Origin of the sequence: Kocuria soli, assembly GCF_003797835.1 — a bacterium.
Classification (GTDB): domain Bacteria; phylum Actinomycetota; class Actinomycetes; order Actinomycetales; family Micrococcaceae; genus Kocuria; species Kocuria soli.
Window position 1 is genome coordinate 93,960 of the sequence record NZ_RKMF01000007.1, and the last position, 17,187, is coordinate 111,146.

18 protein-coding genes are annotated in these 17,187 nt (G+C 67.2%); 12 read left to right on the plus strand and 6 right to left on the minus strand.

Features of this window, described 5'->3' with window-relative positions:
- Positions 1 to 92 precede the first annotated feature (92 nt).
- The 4 genes from nirD (EDL96_RS07040) to EDL96_RS07055 all read left to right on the plus strand — a co-directional run bounded on the left by nirD (EDL96_RS07040) (position 93) and on the right by EDL96_RS07055 (position 3,322).
- Complete coding sequence (nirD, locus tag EDL96_RS07040; RefSeq protein ID WP_123825086.1) at positions 93 to 446, plus strand: nitrite reductase small subunit NirD; 354 nt, start codon at positions 93 to 95, stop codon at positions 444 to 446.
- Positions 443 to 1,258 carry a sirohydrochlorin chelatase gene (locus EDL96_RS07045; RefSeq protein ID WP_233568743.1) on the plus strand — a complete coding sequence of 272 codons (816 nt, stop codon included), beginning with the start codon at positions 443 to 445 and terminating at the stop codon, positions 1,256 to 1,258. Before nirD (EDL96_RS07040) ends, EDL96_RS07045 begins: the two co-directional genes overlap by 4 nt.
- Before the next feature lie 129 nt (positions 1,259 to 1,387).
- Positions 1,388 to 2,875 (plus strand): MFS transporter, encoded by a 1,488-nt coding sequence (locus EDL96_RS07050; RefSeq protein WP_123825087.1) that lies wholly within the window; start codon positions 1,388 to 1,390, stop codon positions 2,873 to 2,875.
- 12 nt (positions 2,876 to 2,887) lie between these two features.
- Positions 2,888 to 3,322, plus strand: a complete 435-nt coding sequence (locus tag EDL96_RS07055; RefSeq protein WP_123825088.1) for a molybdopterin-dependent oxidoreductase — start codon at positions 2,888 to 2,890, stop codon at positions 3,320 to 3,322.
- Positions 3,323 to 3,343: 21 nt separating this feature from the next.
- Here the strand turns inward: EDL96_RS07055 and EDL96_RS07060 are convergent, their stop codons facing one another.
- The gene (locus tag EDL96_RS07060) at positions 3,344 to 3,895 is read right to left on the minus strand and encodes a TetR/AcrR family transcriptional regulator (protein WP_123825089.1); all 552 of its coding nucleotides are present in this window, start codon (positions 3,893 to 3,895) and stop codon (positions 3,344 to 3,346) included.
- An 85-nt stretch (positions 3,896 to 3,980) separates the two neighbouring features.
- Between EDL96_RS07060 and EDL96_RS07065 the strand changes: the two genes are divergently transcribed.
- The 4 genes from EDL96_RS07065 to EDL96_RS07080 all read left to right on the plus strand — a co-directional run bounded on the left by EDL96_RS07065 (position 3,981) and on the right by EDL96_RS07080 (position 6,727).
- Entirely contained in the window at positions 3,981 to 4,436 is a 456-nt protein-coding gene (locus EDL96_RS07065; RefSeq protein ID WP_123825090.1) for a DoxX family protein, read from the plus strand.
- Positions 4,433 to 5,428, plus strand: a complete 996-nt coding sequence (locus EDL96_RS07070) for an IS481 family transposase (RefSeq protein WP_123825091.1) — start codon at positions 4,433 to 4,435, stop codon at positions 5,426 to 5,428. The genes EDL96_RS07065 and EDL96_RS07070 overlap by 4 nt, the downstream gene beginning before the upstream one ends.
- 101 nt (positions 5,429 to 5,529) lie before the next feature.
- Positions 5,530 to 6,243, plus strand: coding sequence for an ImmA/IrrE family metallo-endopeptidase (locus EDL96_RS07075; protein ID WP_199732558.1), 714 nt, complete (start codon positions 5,530 to 5,532; stop codon positions 6,241 to 6,243).
- A 1-nt stretch (position 6,244) separates the two neighbouring features.
- Positions 6,245 to 6,727: a DUF4411 family protein gene (locus EDL96_RS07080; protein ID WP_199732559.1), complete on the plus strand. Its 483-nt coding sequence runs from the start codon at positions 6,245 to 6,247 to the stop codon at positions 6,725 to 6,727.
- A 262-nt stretch (positions 6,728 to 6,989) separates the two neighbouring features.
- On the opposite strand, the gene EDL96_RS07085 is transcribed toward EDL96_RS07080, so the two are convergent.
- The 3 genes from EDL96_RS07085 to EDL96_RS07095 form a co-directional block, all read right to left on the minus strand.
- On the minus strand, positions 6,990 to 8,171 hold the full coding sequence (locus EDL96_RS07085; RefSeq protein WP_123825093.1) for a CHAT domain-containing protein: 1,182 nt from the start codon (positions 8,169 to 8,171) through the stop codon (positions 6,990 to 6,992).
- A 200-nt stretch (positions 8,172 to 8,371) separates the two neighbouring features.
- Positions 8,372 to 10,108 (minus strand): AAA family ATPase, encoded by a 1,737-nt coding sequence (locus EDL96_RS07090; protein ID WP_123825094.1) that lies wholly within the window; start codon positions 10,106 to 10,108, stop codon positions 8,372 to 8,374.
- Positions 10,105 to 10,416, minus strand: coding sequence for a hypothetical protein (locus EDL96_RS07095; RefSeq protein WP_123825095.1), 312 nt, complete (start codon positions 10,414 to 10,416; stop codon positions 10,105 to 10,107). The genes EDL96_RS07090 and EDL96_RS07095 overlap by 4 nt, the downstream gene beginning before the upstream one ends.
- Before the next feature lie 64 nt (positions 10,417 to 10,480).
- On the opposite strand from EDL96_RS07095, the gene EDL96_RS07100 reads away from it, so the two are divergent.
- The 3 genes from EDL96_RS07100 (at position 10,481) to EDL96_RS07110 (ending at position 13,005) form a co-directional block, all read left to right on the plus strand.
- Entirely contained in the window at positions 10,481 to 11,170 is a 690-nt protein-coding gene (locus EDL96_RS07100) for a hypothetical protein (RefSeq protein ID WP_123825096.1), read from the plus strand.
- 128 nt (positions 11,171 to 11,298) lie between these two features.
- Positions 11,299 to 11,904, plus strand: coding sequence for a recombinase family protein (locus tag EDL96_RS07105; protein ID WP_123825097.1), 606 nt, complete (start codon positions 11,299 to 11,301; stop codon positions 11,902 to 11,904).
- A 105-nt stretch (positions 11,905 to 12,009) separates the two neighbouring features.
- Entirely contained in the window at positions 12,010 to 13,005 is a 996-nt protein-coding gene (locus tag EDL96_RS07110; RefSeq protein WP_123825098.1) for an abortive infection family protein, read from the plus strand.
- A gap of 94 nt (positions 13,006 to 13,099) precedes the next feature.
- Here EDL96_RS07110 and nirB read toward each other — a convergent pair whose 3' ends face one another.
- Positions 13,100 to 15,316, minus strand: coding sequence for a nitrite reductase large subunit NirB (nirB, locus tag EDL96_RS07115; protein ID WP_123825099.1), 2,217 nt, complete (start codon positions 15,314 to 15,316; stop codon positions 13,100 to 13,102).
- Between the two features lie 294 nt (positions 15,317 to 15,610).
- Here nirB and nirD (EDL96_RS07120) point away from each other — a divergent pair, with 294 nt between their 5' ends.
- Positions 15,611 to 16,093 carry a nitrite reductase small subunit NirD gene (gene nirD, locus EDL96_RS07120; protein ID WP_123825100.1) on the plus strand — a complete coding sequence of 161 codons (483 nt, stop codon included), beginning with the start codon at positions 15,611 to 15,613 and terminating at the stop codon, positions 16,091 to 16,093.
- Here the strand turns inward: nirD (EDL96_RS07120) and EDL96_RS07125 are convergent.
- A complete protein-coding gene (locus tag EDL96_RS07125; RefSeq protein ID WP_123825101.1) occupies positions 16,083 to 17,072 on the minus strand; it encodes an Lrp/AsnC family transcriptional regulator in 990 nt (329 codons plus the stop codon). The genes nirD (EDL96_RS07120) and EDL96_RS07125 overlap by 11 nt on opposite strands.
- Between the last annotated feature and the right edge of the window lie 115 nt (positions 17,073 to 17,187).

The following is a 17,187-nucleotide window of genomic DNA, read 5'->3' on the forward strand; positions in this document are numbered from 1 at the left end:
ACTGTTGCCGCAGGATGCTTGGACGGACAGCTCCCTGATCAGATCGGGGTGCTGTGCCCGAATTGCAGCGAAGCCGTACCGAGAGGACCTTCATGAGCACCGAGACCGCCATCGTCCAGGGCCCCGTGGACATCTGCGCCGTGACCGACTTGGAACGTGACTGGGGGGAAGTCGCCCTGATCGGTGAGCGCCAGGTGGCGGTCTTCCGGATGCAGGACGACACCGTGTACGCCTGCGACCACACCGACCCGCATTCGGGCGCGTTGGTCATGGCCCGCGGCATCGTGGGGGAGACCGTCGACGGCGTTCCGACCCTTGCCTCCCCGCTGTACAAGGAGATCTATGACCTCCGCAGCGGGGCGTGCGTCTCCGGCGCCGAGTTCACCCTCCCGGTGCACAAGGTCACCGTGGAGAACGACCGCGTGCTGGTCGAGCTGAGCGCGTGAACCAGGCCCCTGGACCGGGGCGTTCTGGTGAAACGCCCCTGCAGGACCCGGATCCCGTCCTGCTGCTGTGCGCGCACGGTTCCCGTGCTCGTTCCGCGCAGGTGGCCACCGAGGAGATCGCCGTCGCGGTCTCGCACGCATTGCCCACCACGGACGTGGTTCTGACGTGGGTCGATGTTCAGGAACCGGATGTCGTGGCGCGTTGCGAGGAGTTCGCCGACCGCCCCGTCGTCGTCGTCCCCCTGCTGTTGGCGGCCGGGTACCACGTGCACAAGGACCTGGCCGATGCCGTGGCCGGCCGCGGGCATCACGTGGTCACCGCGGCACTCGGCCCGCACCGCGGCCTGTCGGAAGTCATGGCGCGACGGATCCAGGAAGCGGAGGCGGCGCACGACGACGACGCGCCCGCCCCGGACCTGGTCCTGATCGCGGCCGGGTCCTCCGACGATCGAGCGGTGGCAGACGTCCGCCGCCAGGCCGAAGACCTCGCCGAACTCACGGGCCGGTCCGTGCGCACCGGATTCGTCTCGGCCGTCGAACCGGCGGCACGCCGGGCCGTGGCCGAAGCGTGGCGCGACGGCGCCCATCACGTCACAACGGTGTCCTTCCACATGGCACCGGGCATGTTCCACCGGGACGCCACCGACGCCGGTGCATCTCCCGTGGACGGCGCAGCCTCCCCTCACGCCCGGGCGGGCGGGCGGGTGACCGAACCGTTGCTGGTGGACGGCACACAGGTCCCGCCTGAACTGGTGAACGTGGTTATCGAGCGCTGGCAGGAGGGCGTGACGGCTCTCGCCCAGAGGGGCTGAGAGTTCATCCCGGTGACCGGTCCTCACACGGCCCTGCGCGGCCGGTGAGGAAGACGTCACGCTCACGTGACGGTTGAGCAACCGTGTCCGCAACACGGGATTCCTAGGTTCAAGTGCAACGACACCCGGATGGCCGGGCGTCGACCACGACACCTGGAGGTCCTGTTGAGCACCGAACCCCGCGTCTCGGAGACCAGGCAGAGCGGCTCCACCCAGCCCCTTCCCAAGCTTGCCCTGCGTGAGCGCCCCGGCCGGTGGCTGGACGGCTACGACCCCGAGGACCAGCACCAATGGGAGACCCAGGGGCAGGCCATCGCGCGAACCAACCTCAAGTGGTCGATCTTCGCTGAATTCCTCGGATTCGCCGTGTGGCAGCTGTGGGCCGTCGTGGTGGTGTTCCTGCCGCGTGCTGGGTACGCCTTCACCGACTCCCAGTTGTTCTGGTTGATCTCCATGCCGTCGCTGATCGGAGCGACGTTGCGGGTTCCGTACACGTTCATGGTCGGCCGGTTCGGAGGCCGCAACTGGACCGTGGTCTCCGCGTTACTGTTGCTGATCCCGTCGATCGGCCTGGCCCTTGCCGTGACCGTCCCGTCCACGCCGTTCTGGGTCATGCTGCTGATCGCTGCCACCGCGGGCTTCGGCGGCGGAAACTTCGCCTCGTCCATGGCCAACATCACCTACTTCTACCCGGCTCGGGAAAAGGGCTACGCACTGGGACTCAACGCCGCCGGCGGCAATCTGGGCGCAGGCATTGCCCAACTGGTGGTGCCGCTGGTCATCACCCTCGGCGGTGCGGGTGCGCTGAACCTCCCCCTGGCGGGATGGTTCTGGGTGCCGCTGATCCTCCTGGCCGCCTGGGGCGCCAAGACCTGCATGCACAACATCTCCGACGCCAAAGGTGACGTGGCCGGTTCACTCGCGGCGGTCAAGGAACCGCACTTCTGGATCGTGTCCCTGCTCTACGTCGGGACGTTTGGGTCGTTCATCGGATTCTCCGGAGTGTTCCCCAAACTGATCGCGGACACGTTCCCCGAGTTCGCCACGTTCTCCGTCGGTGCTGCGGCCCTCTCCCTGGCGTTCATGGGCCCCATCATCGGTTCCTTGGCCCGGCCCTACGGAGGGAAACTGGCCGATCGTTTCGGCGGGGCCCGCATGACGGCGTGGTCCTTCACAGGTATGGCGTTCTTTGCCCTGGCAGTGGTGTTGACCCTCCCGTTGCGCAACTTCTGGCTCTTCCTGGTCCTGTTCCTGGCCCTGTTCATCTGCTCGGGGATCGGAAACGGCGCTACATACCGCATGATCCCCTCGATCTACCGAATCCGGGCACTCTTGCGTGGGGCCGGGACGGACCGGGACGACGTGAATGTCGAACAGAGCAATGAAGGCCGCAGGGTCTCCTCCGCGCGTCGTGCCTCGGCGGCACTGGGCCTGATCTCCGCGGTGGGTGCCTACGGCGGATTCGCCATTCCCCAGGTGCTCTCCGCGTCCAAAGCGGCCACCGGCCAGTACGACATCGCCTTCTGCGGTTTCGTCGGGTTCTACATTCTGGCTCTCGCGATCACCTGGGCCTGCTACCTGCGTCCCGGGACCGCTATGGCCGCCGAACACATCTGAGGTACGACGACGATGGATTCCACACCCTCGACGGAGCGCTCCACGACGAACACCAAAGCTGCCGGTGGTACGGCACACCACCGGCGCGTTCAGACCCATTGTCCGTACTGCGCGTTGCAGTGCGCGATCACGCTGAAGAACGCGGTCGACGGCGTCGAACTCACCCCGCGGGATTTCCCCACCAATCGGGGAGGGTTGTGCCGCAAGGGCTGGACCGCCGCCGAACTGTTGGATTCCGGTGACCGTCTGACTCACCCGCTGCGTCGGGTGGGCACCGATGAACACGGCGAGGCGCGCTTCGAACGGATCTCCTGGCCCGAAGCGCTGGACCTGATCGTGGCGCAGTTCAGGGGCGTTCAGGAACGCCACGGGCGTGACGCCGTGGGCATTTTCGGGGGAGCCTCCCTGACCACCGAACGCGCCTACCAGTTGGGCAAGTTGTACTGACCGGACACGTTGATCGAAGGCTCAGGCGAAGAGTTGGCGCGCGGCGCGGCGGGCGAGGTCGTCTGCTTGCGGCGCAGGGGTGGGGCCCTCAGCCGCGAGGGATGCCAGCCCATGAACCAGGGACCAGGCCACGTGTGCCGCCTCCGAGGCCGTTAGGTGTGCCCGGCGTTCTGCGGGTATGGACTCGACGCCCGCCATGAGCGCTTCCATCGAGGCCGCCCGGGCTGAACTCAGCTCGCCGTCATCAGCGTGCAGCAGCTCCGGTCGGTACATCACGGCGTAGTGGCCGCGGTGCTCCCGGGCGAATCTGACATACGCGACTGCCGCCTCGTCGAAACCACCAGCGGTGGCTGCACCCACATCGGCGGCGAGCATGCGCAGACCGTGCGCGGCCAGCGCCGTGAGCAGGCCACGTCGATCGCCGAAATGATGCGCTGGAGCACCATGAGAGACCCCGGCCCGCCGGGCAAGCTCGCGCAGCGACAGCGAACTGGGCCCAACCTCGTCGATCATCTGCGACGCCTCGTCGAGAAGTGCTCGTCGAAGGTCGCCGTGGTGATATCCGTCGCTCATGACCACACTCTATGAGTCCATCTAGGCGTCGCCTAGATGGACTGGGCTAGCCTTATCTTGTCACTGACTAGATGAGGAGCTCACCATGGCACCCCTGATCGTCCTGCTTGTTGTCACAGCCCTTGCCCGCGCCGTGGGGGCGCTGGGCGTCGGCTACGTCGCCTCCTGGCCCGCCGCCACGGCGGTGGGCTTGGCTGTCATGTTCATCATGACCGGCGCGAGCCACTTCTTCCCTGCTCGGCGGGCAGGATTCGTAGCCATCGTCCCGCCGGCCCTGAAGCATCCCGGCGCGTTGGTCGCGCTCACCGGCGTGCTTGAGCTACTGGGCGCCGCCGCCCTTCTCGTGCCACTCGAAGTGGGGCGGCTGCGCGTGGCGGCAGCACTCAGCCTGGCCGTGCTGCTGGTCGCGATGTTCCCCGCAAACATCTACGCGTCACGAGCCCGCAGGTCCGTGCACTCGCCCAACACCGCCCTGCTACGGCGAACGGCAATGCAGTGCGTCTTCATCGCGGCGGCACTCTTCGTGGCTCTAGCTTCATGACACGAGGTCAGCACGCCAATGCCGCGTTGACGCCTCGTCACCGCCTAAAGGTCGCGCGCCTAGTCGTCGAGGACGGGTGGCCGATCAGCGAGGTCGCCGCCCGCTTCCAGGTCTCCTGGCCGACGGTGAAGCGGTGGGTCGACCGATATCTGGCTGGCGAGCCCATGCATGACCGCTCGTCGCGCCCAAGAACGTCGCCGAACAAGACCCCGAAGGCGGTGACGAAGCGGTGCGTGAGCCTGCGAATGCGGTTGCGGGAAGGACCAGTTCAAATCGCCGCCCGACTCGGCATCGCGCCTTCAACAGTCCACCGCATCCTCACGACGGCCTGCCTGAACCGGCTCTCCGACGTCGACCGGGCGACCGGCGAGCCGATCCGCCGGTACGAGCATCCCCACCCCGGGTCGCTGGTCCACGTGGACGTGAAGAAGCTCGGCAACATCCCCGACGGCGGCGGCTGGCGCTACGTCGGCCGGCTCCAGGGAGAGCGGAACCGTTCAGCGACACCAGACAAGCCGAAGAGCAAGTGGCGCAACCCCAAGCTTGGCTACGCCTTCGTGCACACCGTCATCGACGACCACTCCCGCGTCGCATACACCGAGGTCCACGACGACGAGACCGCCATCACCGCCGTCGCCGTCCTGCACCGCGCGGTCGAGTGGTTCGCCCAACGCGGCGTCACCATCGAACGCGTGATCTCGGACAACGGCAGCGCCTACCGCTCCCACCTGTGGCGCGACACCTGCGAAGCCCTGACGATCACCCCGAAGTACACGCGCCCGTACCGACCGCAGACCAACGGAAAGGTCGAGCGCTTCCACCGCACCATGGCCGATGGGTGGGCCTACGCCCGCTGCTACACCAGCGAGACCGAACGCCGAGACGCCCTAGAGGCGTGGCTGCACCAGTACAACCACCACAGGCCTCACACCGCCTGCGGCAACCAGCCACCCTTCTCACGATTGATCAACGTGTCCGGTCAGTACAACTAGACGAAGAGCCACCCGTCGCGCAGTGGCGCCTGCGCAACCTCCCCGATGACGATGACTCGCTCGCCATGCGCGCACGCGAGCACCTCCGAGGGCAGGCTCTCTTGCCTCCCCCCACGTCTGCTACCGACGAGTACAAGCACCTCAACTACTGGACCAACGCACTGGAAGAGGCGGGTGTCCTGGTTATGAGTACCGAGAGGGGGCAGGTCGCAGTCGAGGAGATGCGAGCGTTCTCCTTGTTCTTCGATCTCGTCCCGGTCATCATGCTTAACGGCACCGACGCCACCAGGGGCCGGCTCTTCTCGCTGCTCCACGAGTACGCTCACCTTCTGCTTCACACCGAGGGACTGTGCGACACCACCACCGACACCAGAGCGACGTCTCCCGACCGGGCGCTGGAGGCTCGCTGCAACGCCCTGGCAGCCGCGATGCTGATGCCCGAGCAGGCCATTCTCACCTCCCCTCTAGTCAAGCGGCACCCAGCAGGGCAACCGTGGTCCTTGCCTGAGTTGATCGAGGCCGCTCAACCTTTCGGGGTCAGCGCCGAGGCGTTCCTGCGCCGCTTGGTCACGCTCGGCAAGGTGCCACTCAAGCACTACCAGGAGTTCCGGGAGGGTCGGGACTCTCCAGTAGTCCGTAGCCGATCAGGTCGAGGGAACTTCTACTACACAAAGGCCCGCGACCTGGGCAAGGGCTACGTGCGCCGTGTGTCTGGTGCTCATCGTCGCGCGCTCATCGACAGCAACACGGCAGCGACCTACCTCGACGTGAAAGTGGGTCAGATAGCCAAACTGGCTGAGGTCTCACAGGTATAGCGTGGCCGACCAACTCTTGCCCTTCTACTCCTTCGACAGCGGAGCGATCATCAACGGGCGTCGGGACATCTTCATACCCGATACCTTCGCGGCTGTCTGGACCCGGATCGAGGGCATGATCGCCACCGCGCAGGTGCGCGCCGTGGATGAGGTCAAGCGTGAGGTCGTCAAGAAGGACGACGACGCGGCCAGATGGGCGAAGGCACAACGGGGACTCTTCGTACCTCTCGTCGCTGACATCCAAGTCGCGACGAAACAGGTGCTAGCCGCTCATCCTCGCCTGCTGGGAATCGGAGGGGGGCCGAGAAACGGGGCGGACCCTTTCGTGATCGCGCTCGCGCTCGCTCGGGGTGGCACCGTAGTCACGCAGGAGACCCCCAGGAACATCACCAAGCCGCGCATCCCCGACGTGTGCGACGCCATGGGAGTCCGTTGGCTGACGCTGCCACAGTTCGTAGCGGAGCAGGGGTGGAAGTTCTCATAGATGGTGGCTGTGCGCCTTGGCCTGGGACAGGATGCCGCCTGCCAACCCGCAGCCGATGTTGGTCAGGGTCGCCCCCAACCAGTTCAGTGCCTTGTGCATACGCACCACTCCCTTCGTGCTCTCTCTCGTTCCCAATAGCCGGTTCTTGATGCCGTGCATGAGGTTGAAGAACAAAGGAGCAACGATGAGAAGTCCAGCGACTACGAGTCCATCGGAGTCGAACCGACCGCCAGACCCAAGCCAAGAGGCACAGCCACCACCGTTAATGTAGCCGGGTGTGGTCGAGCGCGCACGTGGTGCGACGCGCGGCTGGAGTCACCAGCACCAGTGTGGCCGGGTCCACGCCCTCGCGCGTGCGAATCTCCGGCAGTTGAGAGTCCTCCAGGGAGGCTAACTGCATGGCGGTCTTCGCCTGCTCTACCGCCGTGGCGACTGACTGTGCCGAGGCTATGGCGGCGTAGAACCGGGCCGCGAACGTGATCGCCGCCAGGTCCGTGATCGACTCCGACATACCAATCACCGTGGGCACCGTCTGGAGCAGGTCCTCGGCCCCTTCTACACTCTCGCAGGCGTTGAGGACGGCGAGCCGGGGCGGCTCATCGGTAGCGCCCAGGACTCGGGCCAAGAGGGCGAACTCAATCCCCGCCCCGTCCTGCGAACCGGCCTCGTCCTCCAGCAGGAGGCCCAATGCGGAGGCGTGGCCAGAGAAGTGGACGACGTGCGGACGGTGGTCGTTTAAGCCGTCGATCAGGTCCATGCCGGTAGCGGCGGGCAGGTGCTCGACGGTCACAAGATCACGCCATTTCGAGGCACGAAGCGACTGCTTGACCTGTCGCACTTCCTGGTCCACACGCAGCCACACCCCGCTCGTTGCGACGGAGCCGTCCGGATGTTGGATGGTCGTCTCCATGGCGTGCGGGTTGGCGGTCAGGTAGAGCACACGGAGGGGCTCCGGCTTGGGGGGCTGCACCTCGACGTAGCGAACCTGGGTGGTGGGCTGACTGAGGCGGGCGACCTCACGAGCGTGCGTCTTCTCCTTCTGCCGGCGCCGCTCATCTTCACGATCCCGAGCGCGCTGCTCGCTCTGTTCCTTCTGACGCCGACGATCCTCCGCACGGTCTCGGTCCCGCTGCTCGCTCTCCTCGGCGCTGCGAAGCGACGTGCGCTTGGTGGCAATCGACTTGTTCGCGTCCGCGATCTTCCGCGACAGTTCCGCCACCTTGCCGTTCGCGGTCGTCGCCTCCTTCTCCTTCCGCTCGGCGGTGGATAACGCAATGCGCCGGGTCGCGTCGCTCTTGGTGCGACCGGCCTCGTCCCGCTTCTTGCGGGCCGCTGCCGAGGCGTCATCCGCCGTCTTCTGGGCCCTCGTCTGGTCCTTCTGGAGCCCAGCCACCTTCGTCTCCAGGGTGGCGATCTCTCTCCTGAGTTGGTCACTGCGTGCCATGCTTTCTCCTTTCGTCGTCCATAGCCTGGCAAGTGGCACTTACAAACCCCGCCAGAAGCCGGTGCCCCTCCACCCCTTGACACCGGCGGGCAGCGCGGGTGAGCCTGTCAGTGGAGGCCGCAGTTCCGTCTCTGTTCGCTCCCCTGGCGGTTCCAGGCGGGCCAGCGAATCGGGCACGCGGCCTCCCCGTATGTCCGGCCTCAGACGGCCTGCGGGTAGAGGCGCTGGATCGCGGTACGGGTGTCGTCCGCCGTGAGCGTGCGCTCCGGTTCCGCCTCCCCGAGGCGTCGGCTCTGCGCCCGGCTAGCCTGGCCAAGAATCTTGCGCACCTCGCGCCCGTTCGCCCATCCCTCGGGGGGAGCCGCGACGATCCGCGTGAAGGCGGTGCGCAGCACGTTCAGGGCCTCGTCGTCCCACTCGTAGTCGGCCTCGTGCGCGATGGCCCGGGCGATGAGGACCAGCGTCGGGGCGTCGTAGGACTTGAAGTGGATCGTCTCCTCGAAACGAGACCGTAGGCCAGCGTTCGAGGCCAGCAGCATCTCGATGTCATCCGGGTAACCCGCGACGATAACGGCCAGGTTCCCACGCTCCTCCTCCATCCGTGCGAGCAGCACCTCGACCGCCTCTGCGCCGAAGTCAGGGCCACCCCCACCGGTCGATGCCAGGCTGTACGCCTCGTCGATGAAGAGGACCCCGCCGACCGCGCCGTCGATGACCTCGCGAGTCTTGATCGCCGTGGAGCCGACGTGCTGCCCTACAAGGTCCTCCCTCTTGACGACCTTGGTCCGGTCGGTAGGCAGCAGGCCGGTGGCGCAGAGCACCCGTCCCCAGGCATTGGCGACGGTGGTCTTGGCCGTGCCGGGAGGGCCGGAGAGGATCAGGTGCAGCCCCACCTCGGCGGTGCGCAGCCCCGCGCGCTTGCGCCGCTCATTGCCGCGCACGGTCTCGGCCAGGCTCGCCACCTGCTCGGTGACCGCCTCCAGGCCGGGCATGGCGTCGAGTTCGCGGAGGATGGTGTTGACCCGCTCAGGGTCGCTGAGGTCCACCTGCTCGGGTGCGGGGCGTTGGGGCTGAGCCCGCACAGGCGCGAGCGGCGCGGCAGGCAACGCTCCGGACCGCTGGCCCTGCTGCCTGATACGCGCAGCCGCCTTCTCATCTGCGGCACGCATTGCCTCACGCCGGCGAGCCATCTCGGCGCGCCGCTCGTCGGTCATCGGCGGCGGGGCAGGCTCTGCCGGGGAGGCTGGACCGCTCTCCGGCTCGTGCGGAGGGGTCGGGCCGGGTTCTTCACTCTCCTCCTCAGTCGCGACAGGTAGGGGAGGAGGGGTGATCGAGGCTCCAGACGGCGAGTTCTCACGCGGGGCTGTCCGTGTCCGGCAGTACCAGACCTCGGTGACTGGTTGCGCGTCGCCGTCCCAGGAGTGCTCCTTGACCGTTCCCCGCAGGATGATCTCGTCGCCCGTTGACAGGCCGCGCGGATCGTTGGCCAGCCAGCGCAGCGCATGTCCTGCGGGGGTCCGCAGCCAGTGCAGATACCGCACCGCTCGCTCTGCGAAGACATCGCTGTAGGGGCTGACGGGCAGGACCGTGGCGCGTGTCTCCAGCGGCTGACCAGGAGTACCGATCCAGAAGGAACCGGACGCGTCTCCCGTAGCAACACCGAGAACGTGAGGCTGGTGGGATGACAGGGGCGACATGGACTGAGCCCGTTCGGCGGCAGACCTGCGCATCGTCCCGATCACGGCCAGCGGGATGCCGATGATCGTTCCGGCCATGAGCGCCCCGATGGTCCCCGCGACGAGGAAGGCCAGCACCAGCGCAGCGACCGTGCTTGGTTGGCTGGCGGCGGTGTCCATGGTGGTGAGCACCCCGAAGAGGCCCATGGCCAGCCCGCCGAAGACCGCTGTGTAGATGATCGTCCTGATCGCTTGCTTCATGCCTGCTCCTCCTGGGGTTCCAACCTCTCACGCTGCTCTGACGATCCAGGCTCTTTCGGTGGCCGTCCCGCGCCGGGACGCTTCCCGCCGTGCCCCGTCCGGTCCCCTGCCGCTGCGATGGCCTGCTCAATCTCCGGATCAGCGACAGCCGCCCGGATCGCTCCCCGTACCCAGCCGGACCGTGTGAGTCCTGAGGACTCGACCAGTGCCGAGAAGGCGGAGGCGTCGGCGGGGTAGAGGGCAAGCCCCAGGTGCTGCGCGCGCTCATGTGCCCTGGGGTCAGAGATCGAGCCATCTTTTCGAGTCATGGCTTGATTATGCAGCCCGGCCAGGCATAGAATCAAGATGTAAATTGATTACGAGGAGGCAAGCATGTGCCGCGACCACCAGCACGGCGCCCGCCGCTGCCGGTGCTGCGATCCCGAGGCTCGACGTGCTGCCCGCCGCGAGGCCCGCATGCGGGAACGCGGACACAGGGGCGAAATTGATGCCGAGTTCGCCGCCGCCACGGTGGCCGAGCGGGCAGCCCTAGCCGACGAGCACGCCGAGGCCGCTTTCGATCCATCCCCCACCGTGAGAACCGCCGCCGCCCGAGGGCCGCTCACCGAGGAGACGGAAGCCGCGTTGGCCGGGGACGAGAAAAGTCGAGTCAGGCGCGCGCTCGCCAGTAACCCGGCCTGCTCACCCGAGGTGCTGGACCTGCTCAGCAGGGATGAGGACGCCAAGGTCCGGGAGGCCGTCGCTCCGCACCCGAGCACTCCGCCCGAGACGCTGCGAACGATGGCCGAGGACCTGGACCGCCGCCGAGACCTGGCCATCGCGAGAGCGCTGGCCAAGAACCCCCGCACCCCCCGCTCGGCACTGGAGGAGTGGATCAGAGGCGGGACAGAGGGGCAGCGCACACTGGCACGGGCGGCACTGCGGAAGCGAGCCGAGCAGGCTGTCGAGGGGGCTGCTGGAGCGATGCTCGACGGGGCCGACCACCTCGGGGAGGGGCTGGATGGGGCGAGGACGGTGACGGCGGACGAAATGGACGACGCGCTCGGGCTGCGGGCCGGTTAGGCATGGTGCCCCTCAACCCACGTGCCCGGATGGGGTGTACCCCAAGCGGCAGGCGCAAGGTGGCACGACGGACCGTCGAATAGGGTCCCGATCCGATTAGTCAGTCTGAACGGCAGGAAGGTCTAGAGATGCCTGGGCAGGTAGTCGCGTACGTCCGCGTCAGCAGCGAGGATCAGCACCTCGACCGCCAGCGAGCCTCGCTCCGCGATGCCGTAGGCGACCCGGACCGCTGGTTCGAGGACCGCTGCTCGGGTGGCAGCACCAACCGCCCCGGTCTGGACGCCCTGCTCGCGCACGTGCGGGAGGGGGACGAGATCGTCGTCCCGAGCATGGATCGTCTGGCCAGGTCGGTCCCCGACCTCTACGCACTGGTGGACGGCTTGAGGGCCCGAGGCGTGGCCGTCCGGTTCCTCAAAGAGGGGCAGCGCTTCGAGCCGGGTGCCAACTCAAGCATGAGCCGCCTGCTGCTCGGTGTGCTGGGCGCCGTGGCCGAGTTCGAGCCCTCCCTCATCCGCGAGCGGCAGGCCGAGGGTATCGCGCAGGCCAAGGCGCGCGGCGTCTACCAGGGTCGCAGCCGCAGGCTCTCCCCGGAGCAGGTCATTGCTGCCCGTGAGCGCGTGGCAGGAGGTGTGCCGCTCTCGCGCGTGGCGCGAGAGGCCGGGGTCAGCCGGAGCGTCATGAACGATGCGGTGAAGGGGCGCGGGGCTTACGCTTCCGAGTCGGAAGTCGACTGAGAAATGTTGCCCGGACCATGCAAGCCGAGCGAGCCCTTCCGCTGTCTTGGGCAATGCCGCTGAGAGACTGGTCGCGCAACATGAGAAGCGCGAAGGAGCCAAGGCTTGCCAGCAGACAGATATGAGCGGTTCGCCTTGCCGCGCCCCCAGTTCCTTGGAGATGACCACTGGGAGTGCATCTCGACCGAACTCGACCGATTGCACCGCTCTCTTGAGGCAGAGGACGACAGCCAAGTGCTCAGTGATCTGAAGTGCCTGGTGGAATCCGTGGCAAGGGTGGCCCTTGACCTTGCGGGAGAGCCCGCCCAACCGAACGACTCCCTGGACGGATGTGTGAAGCGCGCGCACACTCTGCTGGCGGAGCAGCCAGGACACACGCTCGCTCGGGGCGGAGAGTTCAGCACAGTGGCGTCTCAGGCATGCAAGACAGCCCGCAACTTGGGCAACATCCGGAATCAATACGGCGGAGGTCACGGACGGGCGCGAACGCCTGACATTCGCGAAGAGATGGTCGACCTCGCGCTAGACGGCGGCCTGACATGGGCTCGATGGGCGGTGCGTCGACTGGGCCTTTTCTCCGAGGGGAGGCCCACATCCCTGATCCGCGACCTCATCGAAGAGCCCGCGACGTTCCACTCGGGTGTGCTTCGCCGTCGGTTGGAGGCGGCCAACCTTCCCGCACTCGAACCGCACCACCAGCAGGAACTGGGGGTGGCGGTCGGTCAACGTGTGATGCGACAGACCTTCGTGGTGCGGCGGGACGGCCTGGACCCGTGCCTTGAATCGGATGACCTTGCGGTGTGGCCTGCTGGGTATCGGATTGGCCTGCTGCGGGGCTTGTGGTTCGACCCCTCTGGCCACCCAACGATCAAGGCGAACTCAATCAAGGATGCGCTGAGCGTGTTGGACCCTGTTCCGGAGTGCGCAGATGTGCTCATGGAGCAGGTCCAACGCGTCCGTGAGTCTACGCAGCCAGGACTGCCCGAAGCCGACCAGGAGGCGTTGGCGGAGACTATCGAGTGGCTTCGCCATCGAGTGACTGTGCGCCCATCTACGGAGCGTCTGGCGCTTCAGCAGTTGCTGGAACACCTTGCTCCGTAGCCGTACCCTGCGCCACACCCCGGTCCGCACGGAGTCCGCAAGAGAGCCGAAAGCGGCTGGACATAGCAAACATCATCAACTGCGTTTGCGCTGGTCAGAGTGCCCTACCCAACACAGCCGATACCATCACCACATGGCTCAGAAGTTCTCCGTGAACCGGTGTGGCGCCGCCGTTGCCGCCCACGTAGAGGTTCCAGCCATCGGAGGTCGCGATCACGCCGACGTCCTTGGCCCGGGCTTCCGCACACTCGCGGGCACACCCGGAAACCCCCATCTTGAACTTGTGTGGCGAGCGCAAACCGCGGTAGCGCAGTTCCAACCGGATCCCCATGCCTACGGAATCCAGCACGCCGTACCGGCACCACGTCGACCCCAGGCAGGACTTCACGTTGCGCAGTGCTTTGCCGTAGGCCTGTCCGGACTCGAAACCCGCCTCGACCAGGTCCTTCCAGATCTCGGGCAACTGCTCCAATCGCGCGCCGAGCATGGTGATCCGCAGGGCCCCCGTGAGTTTGGTGTAGAGGCCGTACTTCTTTGCGATCTCGCCCAGGACGATCAGCTTGTCGGGGGTGATCTCACCACCGGGCATCCGGGGGACCACCGAGTAGGTCCCGTTGCGTTGCATGTTGGCCAGGGCGCGGTCATTGGTGTCCTGCAGTCCGCTGCGGCCTGCGTCCAGGACGTACTGTGCCCGCTGTGAGGCCAGGATCGAGGCCACCGCCGGTTTGCAGATGTCGCAGCCCAGGCCGGTTCCGAACCGTTCCAGCACGGCGTCCCATGAGTCCAGTTCCAAGGACCGGACCGCCTCGAAGAGCTCTGGCCGCGAGAGCTCGAAATGCTCGCACAGTGCGGTGGAGACCTCCAGGCCGGCCTTGGCCAGTTCCTGGTCGAGGGTCTTCTTGAGCATGGGCACACACGAACCGCACTGGGTCCCGGCCCGTGTACAGGTCTTCAACTCGGAGATCTCGTGCACGCCGCAGGCGACGGCACTGCGCACGTCACCGAAGCTCACCCCGTTGCAGGAGCAGAGTTCGGCGTCGTCCGGAAGCTCGGAATCCGGGGCTTCCCCGCCCGCGGCCGAGAGGTACTGCCCGGGTTCCGCGGGGAGGTCCCGGTCCAGCAGGGGGCGCAGGGACTGGTAGGGCGAGGCGTCGCCCACGAACACCCCACCCAGAAGGGTCCTGGCGTCGGAGGTGGTCACGATCTTCTGGTACAGGCCCCGGGCAGGATCGGCGTAGACGATCTCCAGGCAGCCCTCGGCCTCCCCGTAGGCGTCACCGAAGGAGGCGACGTCCACGCCCGAAAGCTTGAGCTTGGTGGCGGTGTCGAACCCGTCGAAGCGCGAGGAACCACCGGCCAGCCGGTCGGCCACGATCTCGGCCATTGCGTTGGCCGGGGCCACCAGGCCGACGCATTCGCCGTCGAAACTGGCCACCTCGCCGATCGCCCAGACGTGCTCCGCCGAGGTCCGGCAGGCGTCGTCGATGACGATGCCGCCGCGTGGCGCCGTGGTGATCCCACAGTTGTGGGCCAACCGATCACGGGCGCGGATGCCCGTGGAGACCACGACCATGTCAGCGGCCAGTGCGGCGGACTCGGCGAACTCGACGGCGGCGATCTCGTTGGTCTTCTTGTCCAACGTGATGCCAGAGGGGCGTTCTCCCATGTGCAACGCCACACCGCGCTGGGAGATCAGGGCGTTGAGTGCCTGGCCTGCGCCCTGGTCGAGCTGAGCGTTCATCAACCACTGACGTGAGTGCACCACGGTGGCCTCGGCTCCGAGCTCCTGGAGCCCACCGGCGGCCTCCAGGCCCAGCAGACCGCCACCCACCACGGCTGCCTTGGGCGGGCGGCCCAGGGCGGTGCGGAGCCGACGGACCTCGGCCCGGACGGCGGCGACATCCTCCAGGGTCCGGTAGACGAAAGCGCGGTGGGCGCCGGGGATGTTCAGCCGCGCGGCATCCGATCCCGTGGCCAGGACCAACTCGTCCCATTCGACACTGTGCCCCGTGTCCGTGCGAAGCGACCGGGCACCGGGGTCGATCTCACGAACTTTGCATCCGGTCCGCAGCGTCACCCTGGGGTCCGCCCAGATCGCCCCGGATCCCAGGGTGAGATCCACGTGTTCAGGCAGTGCCTTGGACAGCTGCACCCGGTCGTAGGGCAGGTGCGGCTCGTCGGCGAAGACTTCCACCGTCACGTGGTGGTCCTGCGCGCTGAGCACGGCTTCGACGAAGCGGTGGGCGGCCGGCCCGCCTCCGACGACGGCGATGCGCTGGGGGTTGCTCGGTGTGAACGGCGATCGGGCCACGAGTGTCTCCTCGTTCGGAACCAGTGCAGCGGGCCGGTGTGCGGTGGCATCACGGACGACGGCACGAGATTGTGGACTAAAGGCTGGACTTCACCGTAGGAAGAGGCCTTTGCCCTGGCCTTTCACCTCTGTTGCGGTCGTGTTGCAAAGTGCCGCACACGGGTGACACCCGAGGTGAGATCGCCGTCGCCCACTTGCAACACGGCCGAGAACGTCGTGAAATCCGCCCGCGGCACAGTGGAACGCGAGAGTCCGGGGTGCGTGCCCCGGACCCGGCCCGGAACGGAGATACCCATGTACGACGCCACGACGATCAGCCCGGTGCCCGGCGGTGTCGGGCTCGATCTGCCGCAGATCCCGCCTGACCCATGCGAGGAGGGGCCCAACCTGCGCGATCCGCGGCCTGTCAAGGGACGTGCGGTCGACATCTGTGCGCTGCGGGACCTCGAGCCAACGGTGGCGGTCGCCGCCCGCGTCGACGGTGTTCAGGTTGCGCTGGTGCGCATGCCGGACGACACCGTGTACGCGGTGGACCATCGCGATCCGCGAACCGGGACGTGCACCATGGCGCGCGGCATCGTGGGTTCCAAAGGCGATGAACCCACCATCGCGGCGCCGCTGTACAAGGAGGTCTATTCGCTGCTCAGCGGCCGCTGTCTCTCCGATACCGGCCACAGCCTGGTGACCCACCCCGTGGAGGTCCGCGACGGCCGGGTCATGGTGCTCGCGAGGCAGTGGGGAACCGCAGAACACCGGCCGTCGTCGATCACTGCGTGACCACCTGACCCGTGGCCCGGGAGTCCTCGCGCAGCAGCCATCCCATGCGTTTGTGGGTGCGGACCCCGACGTCGGACTCGACCACCTGCACGCTGGACGCGGCGGACTGCAGCCCCGACTCCACGCCCAGCACGGCCTCCGGGGAACGCAGCCACAACAAGAAGGTGAGATTGGTGTCGCCCGTGGTCGAGGCGCACAACCGCAGGGTTCGGAAACCTCGCAGGTACTCCACGGCGGACTGCAGCTGGCCCGGTGCAACGCGCACGTACCACTGGCAGGCCACGGGGTACCCGGAGAACTCCTGCGCGAGCTCGCAGCGCAGATGGACCAAGCCGGTTTCGACGGCCAGCCGCAGATGCCGCATGGCGGTGGTCGGGTGGCTGCCCGTGGCTTCGGCGATCTGGGCACTCGTGGCGCGCCCGTCGTTCTGCAGGACCCGCAGGAGGGCATCCATGGCGGGGGGAGTGCTCCCGGGTTCCCGCGTGGCCCGCGGATGGAAGGCCTGGAGGTCGCGTTGCTGCTGGGCGCTCAAGACGTCCAGCCGCAGGTGGTTGCCGGTCACGAACAGTCGGGTGACCACGTTCATGCGCACCCGGGCCACCCCGGGATCCTGGCGCACGGCGGCTAGCACGTCGCGGGACATCTCCTGCCAGGAACGCGCCAAGGCCGTGAGGCGCAGGTCCCAGTCGCGGGCGGATTCCTCGACCGTCGCGATCGGAGCCATCGCGCACAACCGCCCCAGAACCTCCTCCCTGCGCCCGGGCAGACACTCGACGCCGATGAACGCCGCGCACCCGTCCCCGCCCACGGTCCCCGCGTGGGCGGTGACCCAGGTGTAGCCCTCGGTGCGCAGACGCTCCCACCGTGCGGCCAAAGTGGCCGGGTGGCGTCCCAGAATCGCGGACAGCTGCGTCCATGTGGCGCGCGGAGCGATCTGAAGCGCGTGGACCAGTTCCAGGTCCTCGGCGGGAAGTTCCATGCACGATCCTTCATAAATGGCCGGTTCTCATGCAGTAAATCAGAAAAATCAGCGCAAAGTGATGTGCAGCACACCAGTCTCGCCGTCAGGAATCACCCGAACACCCATCCGACCG

What these genes read in the sequence shown, in the direction of transcription:
- nirD (WP_123825086.1), top strand. Translation starts at nt 93, where the DNA reads ATGAGCACCGAGACCGCCATCGTCCAGGGCCCCGTGGACATCTGCGCC.
- EDL96_RS07050 (WP_123825087.1), top strand. Translation starts at nt 1,388, where the DNA reads ATGGCCGGGCGTCGACCACGACACCTGGAGGTCCTGTTGAGCACCGAA.
- EDL96_RS07055 (WP_123825088.1), top strand. Translation starts at nt 2,888, where the DNA reads ATGGATTCCACACCCTCGACGGAGCGCTCCACGACGAACACCAAAGCT.
- EDL96_RS07060 (WP_123825089.1), bottom strand. Translation starts at nt 3,895, where the DNA reads ATGAGCGACGGATATCACCACGGCGACCTTCGACGAGCACTTCTCGAC.
- EDL96_RS07065 (WP_123825090.1), top strand. Translation starts at nt 3,981, where the DNA reads ATGGCACCCCTGATCGTCCTGCTTGTTGTCACAGCCCTTGCCCGCGCC.
- EDL96_RS07070 (WP_123825091.1), top strand. Translation starts at nt 4,433, where the DNA reads ATGACACGAGGTCAGCACGCCAATGCCGCGTTGACGCCTCGTCACCGC.
- EDL96_RS07085 (WP_123825093.1), bottom strand. Translation starts at nt 8,171, where the DNA reads ATGGCACGCAGTGACCAACTCAGGAGAGAGATCGCCACCCTGGAGACG.
- EDL96_RS07090 (WP_123825094.1), bottom strand. Translation starts at nt 10,108, where the DNA reads ATGAAGCAAGCGATCAGGACGATCATCTACACAGCGGTCTTCGGCGGG.
- EDL96_RS07095 (WP_123825095.1), bottom strand. Translation starts at nt 10,416, where the DNA reads ATGACTCGAAAAGATGGCTCGATCTCTGACCCCAGGGCACATGAGCGC.
- EDL96_RS07100 (WP_123825096.1), top strand. Translation starts at nt 10,481, where the DNA reads ATGTGCCGCGACCACCAGCACGGCGCCCGCCGCTGCCGGTGCTGCGAT.
- EDL96_RS07105 (WP_123825097.1), top strand. Translation starts at nt 11,299, where the DNA reads ATGCCTGGGCAGGTAGTCGCGTACGTCCGCGTCAGCAGCGAGGATCAG.
- nirD (WP_123825100.1), top strand. Translation starts at nt 15,611, where the DNA reads ATGTACGACGCCACGACGATCAGCCCGGTGCCCGGCGGTGTCGGGCTC.
- EDL96_RS07125 (WP_123825101.1), bottom strand. Translation starts at nt 17,072, where the DNA reads ATGGAACTTCCCGCCGAGGACCTGGAACTGGTCCACGCGCTTCAGATC.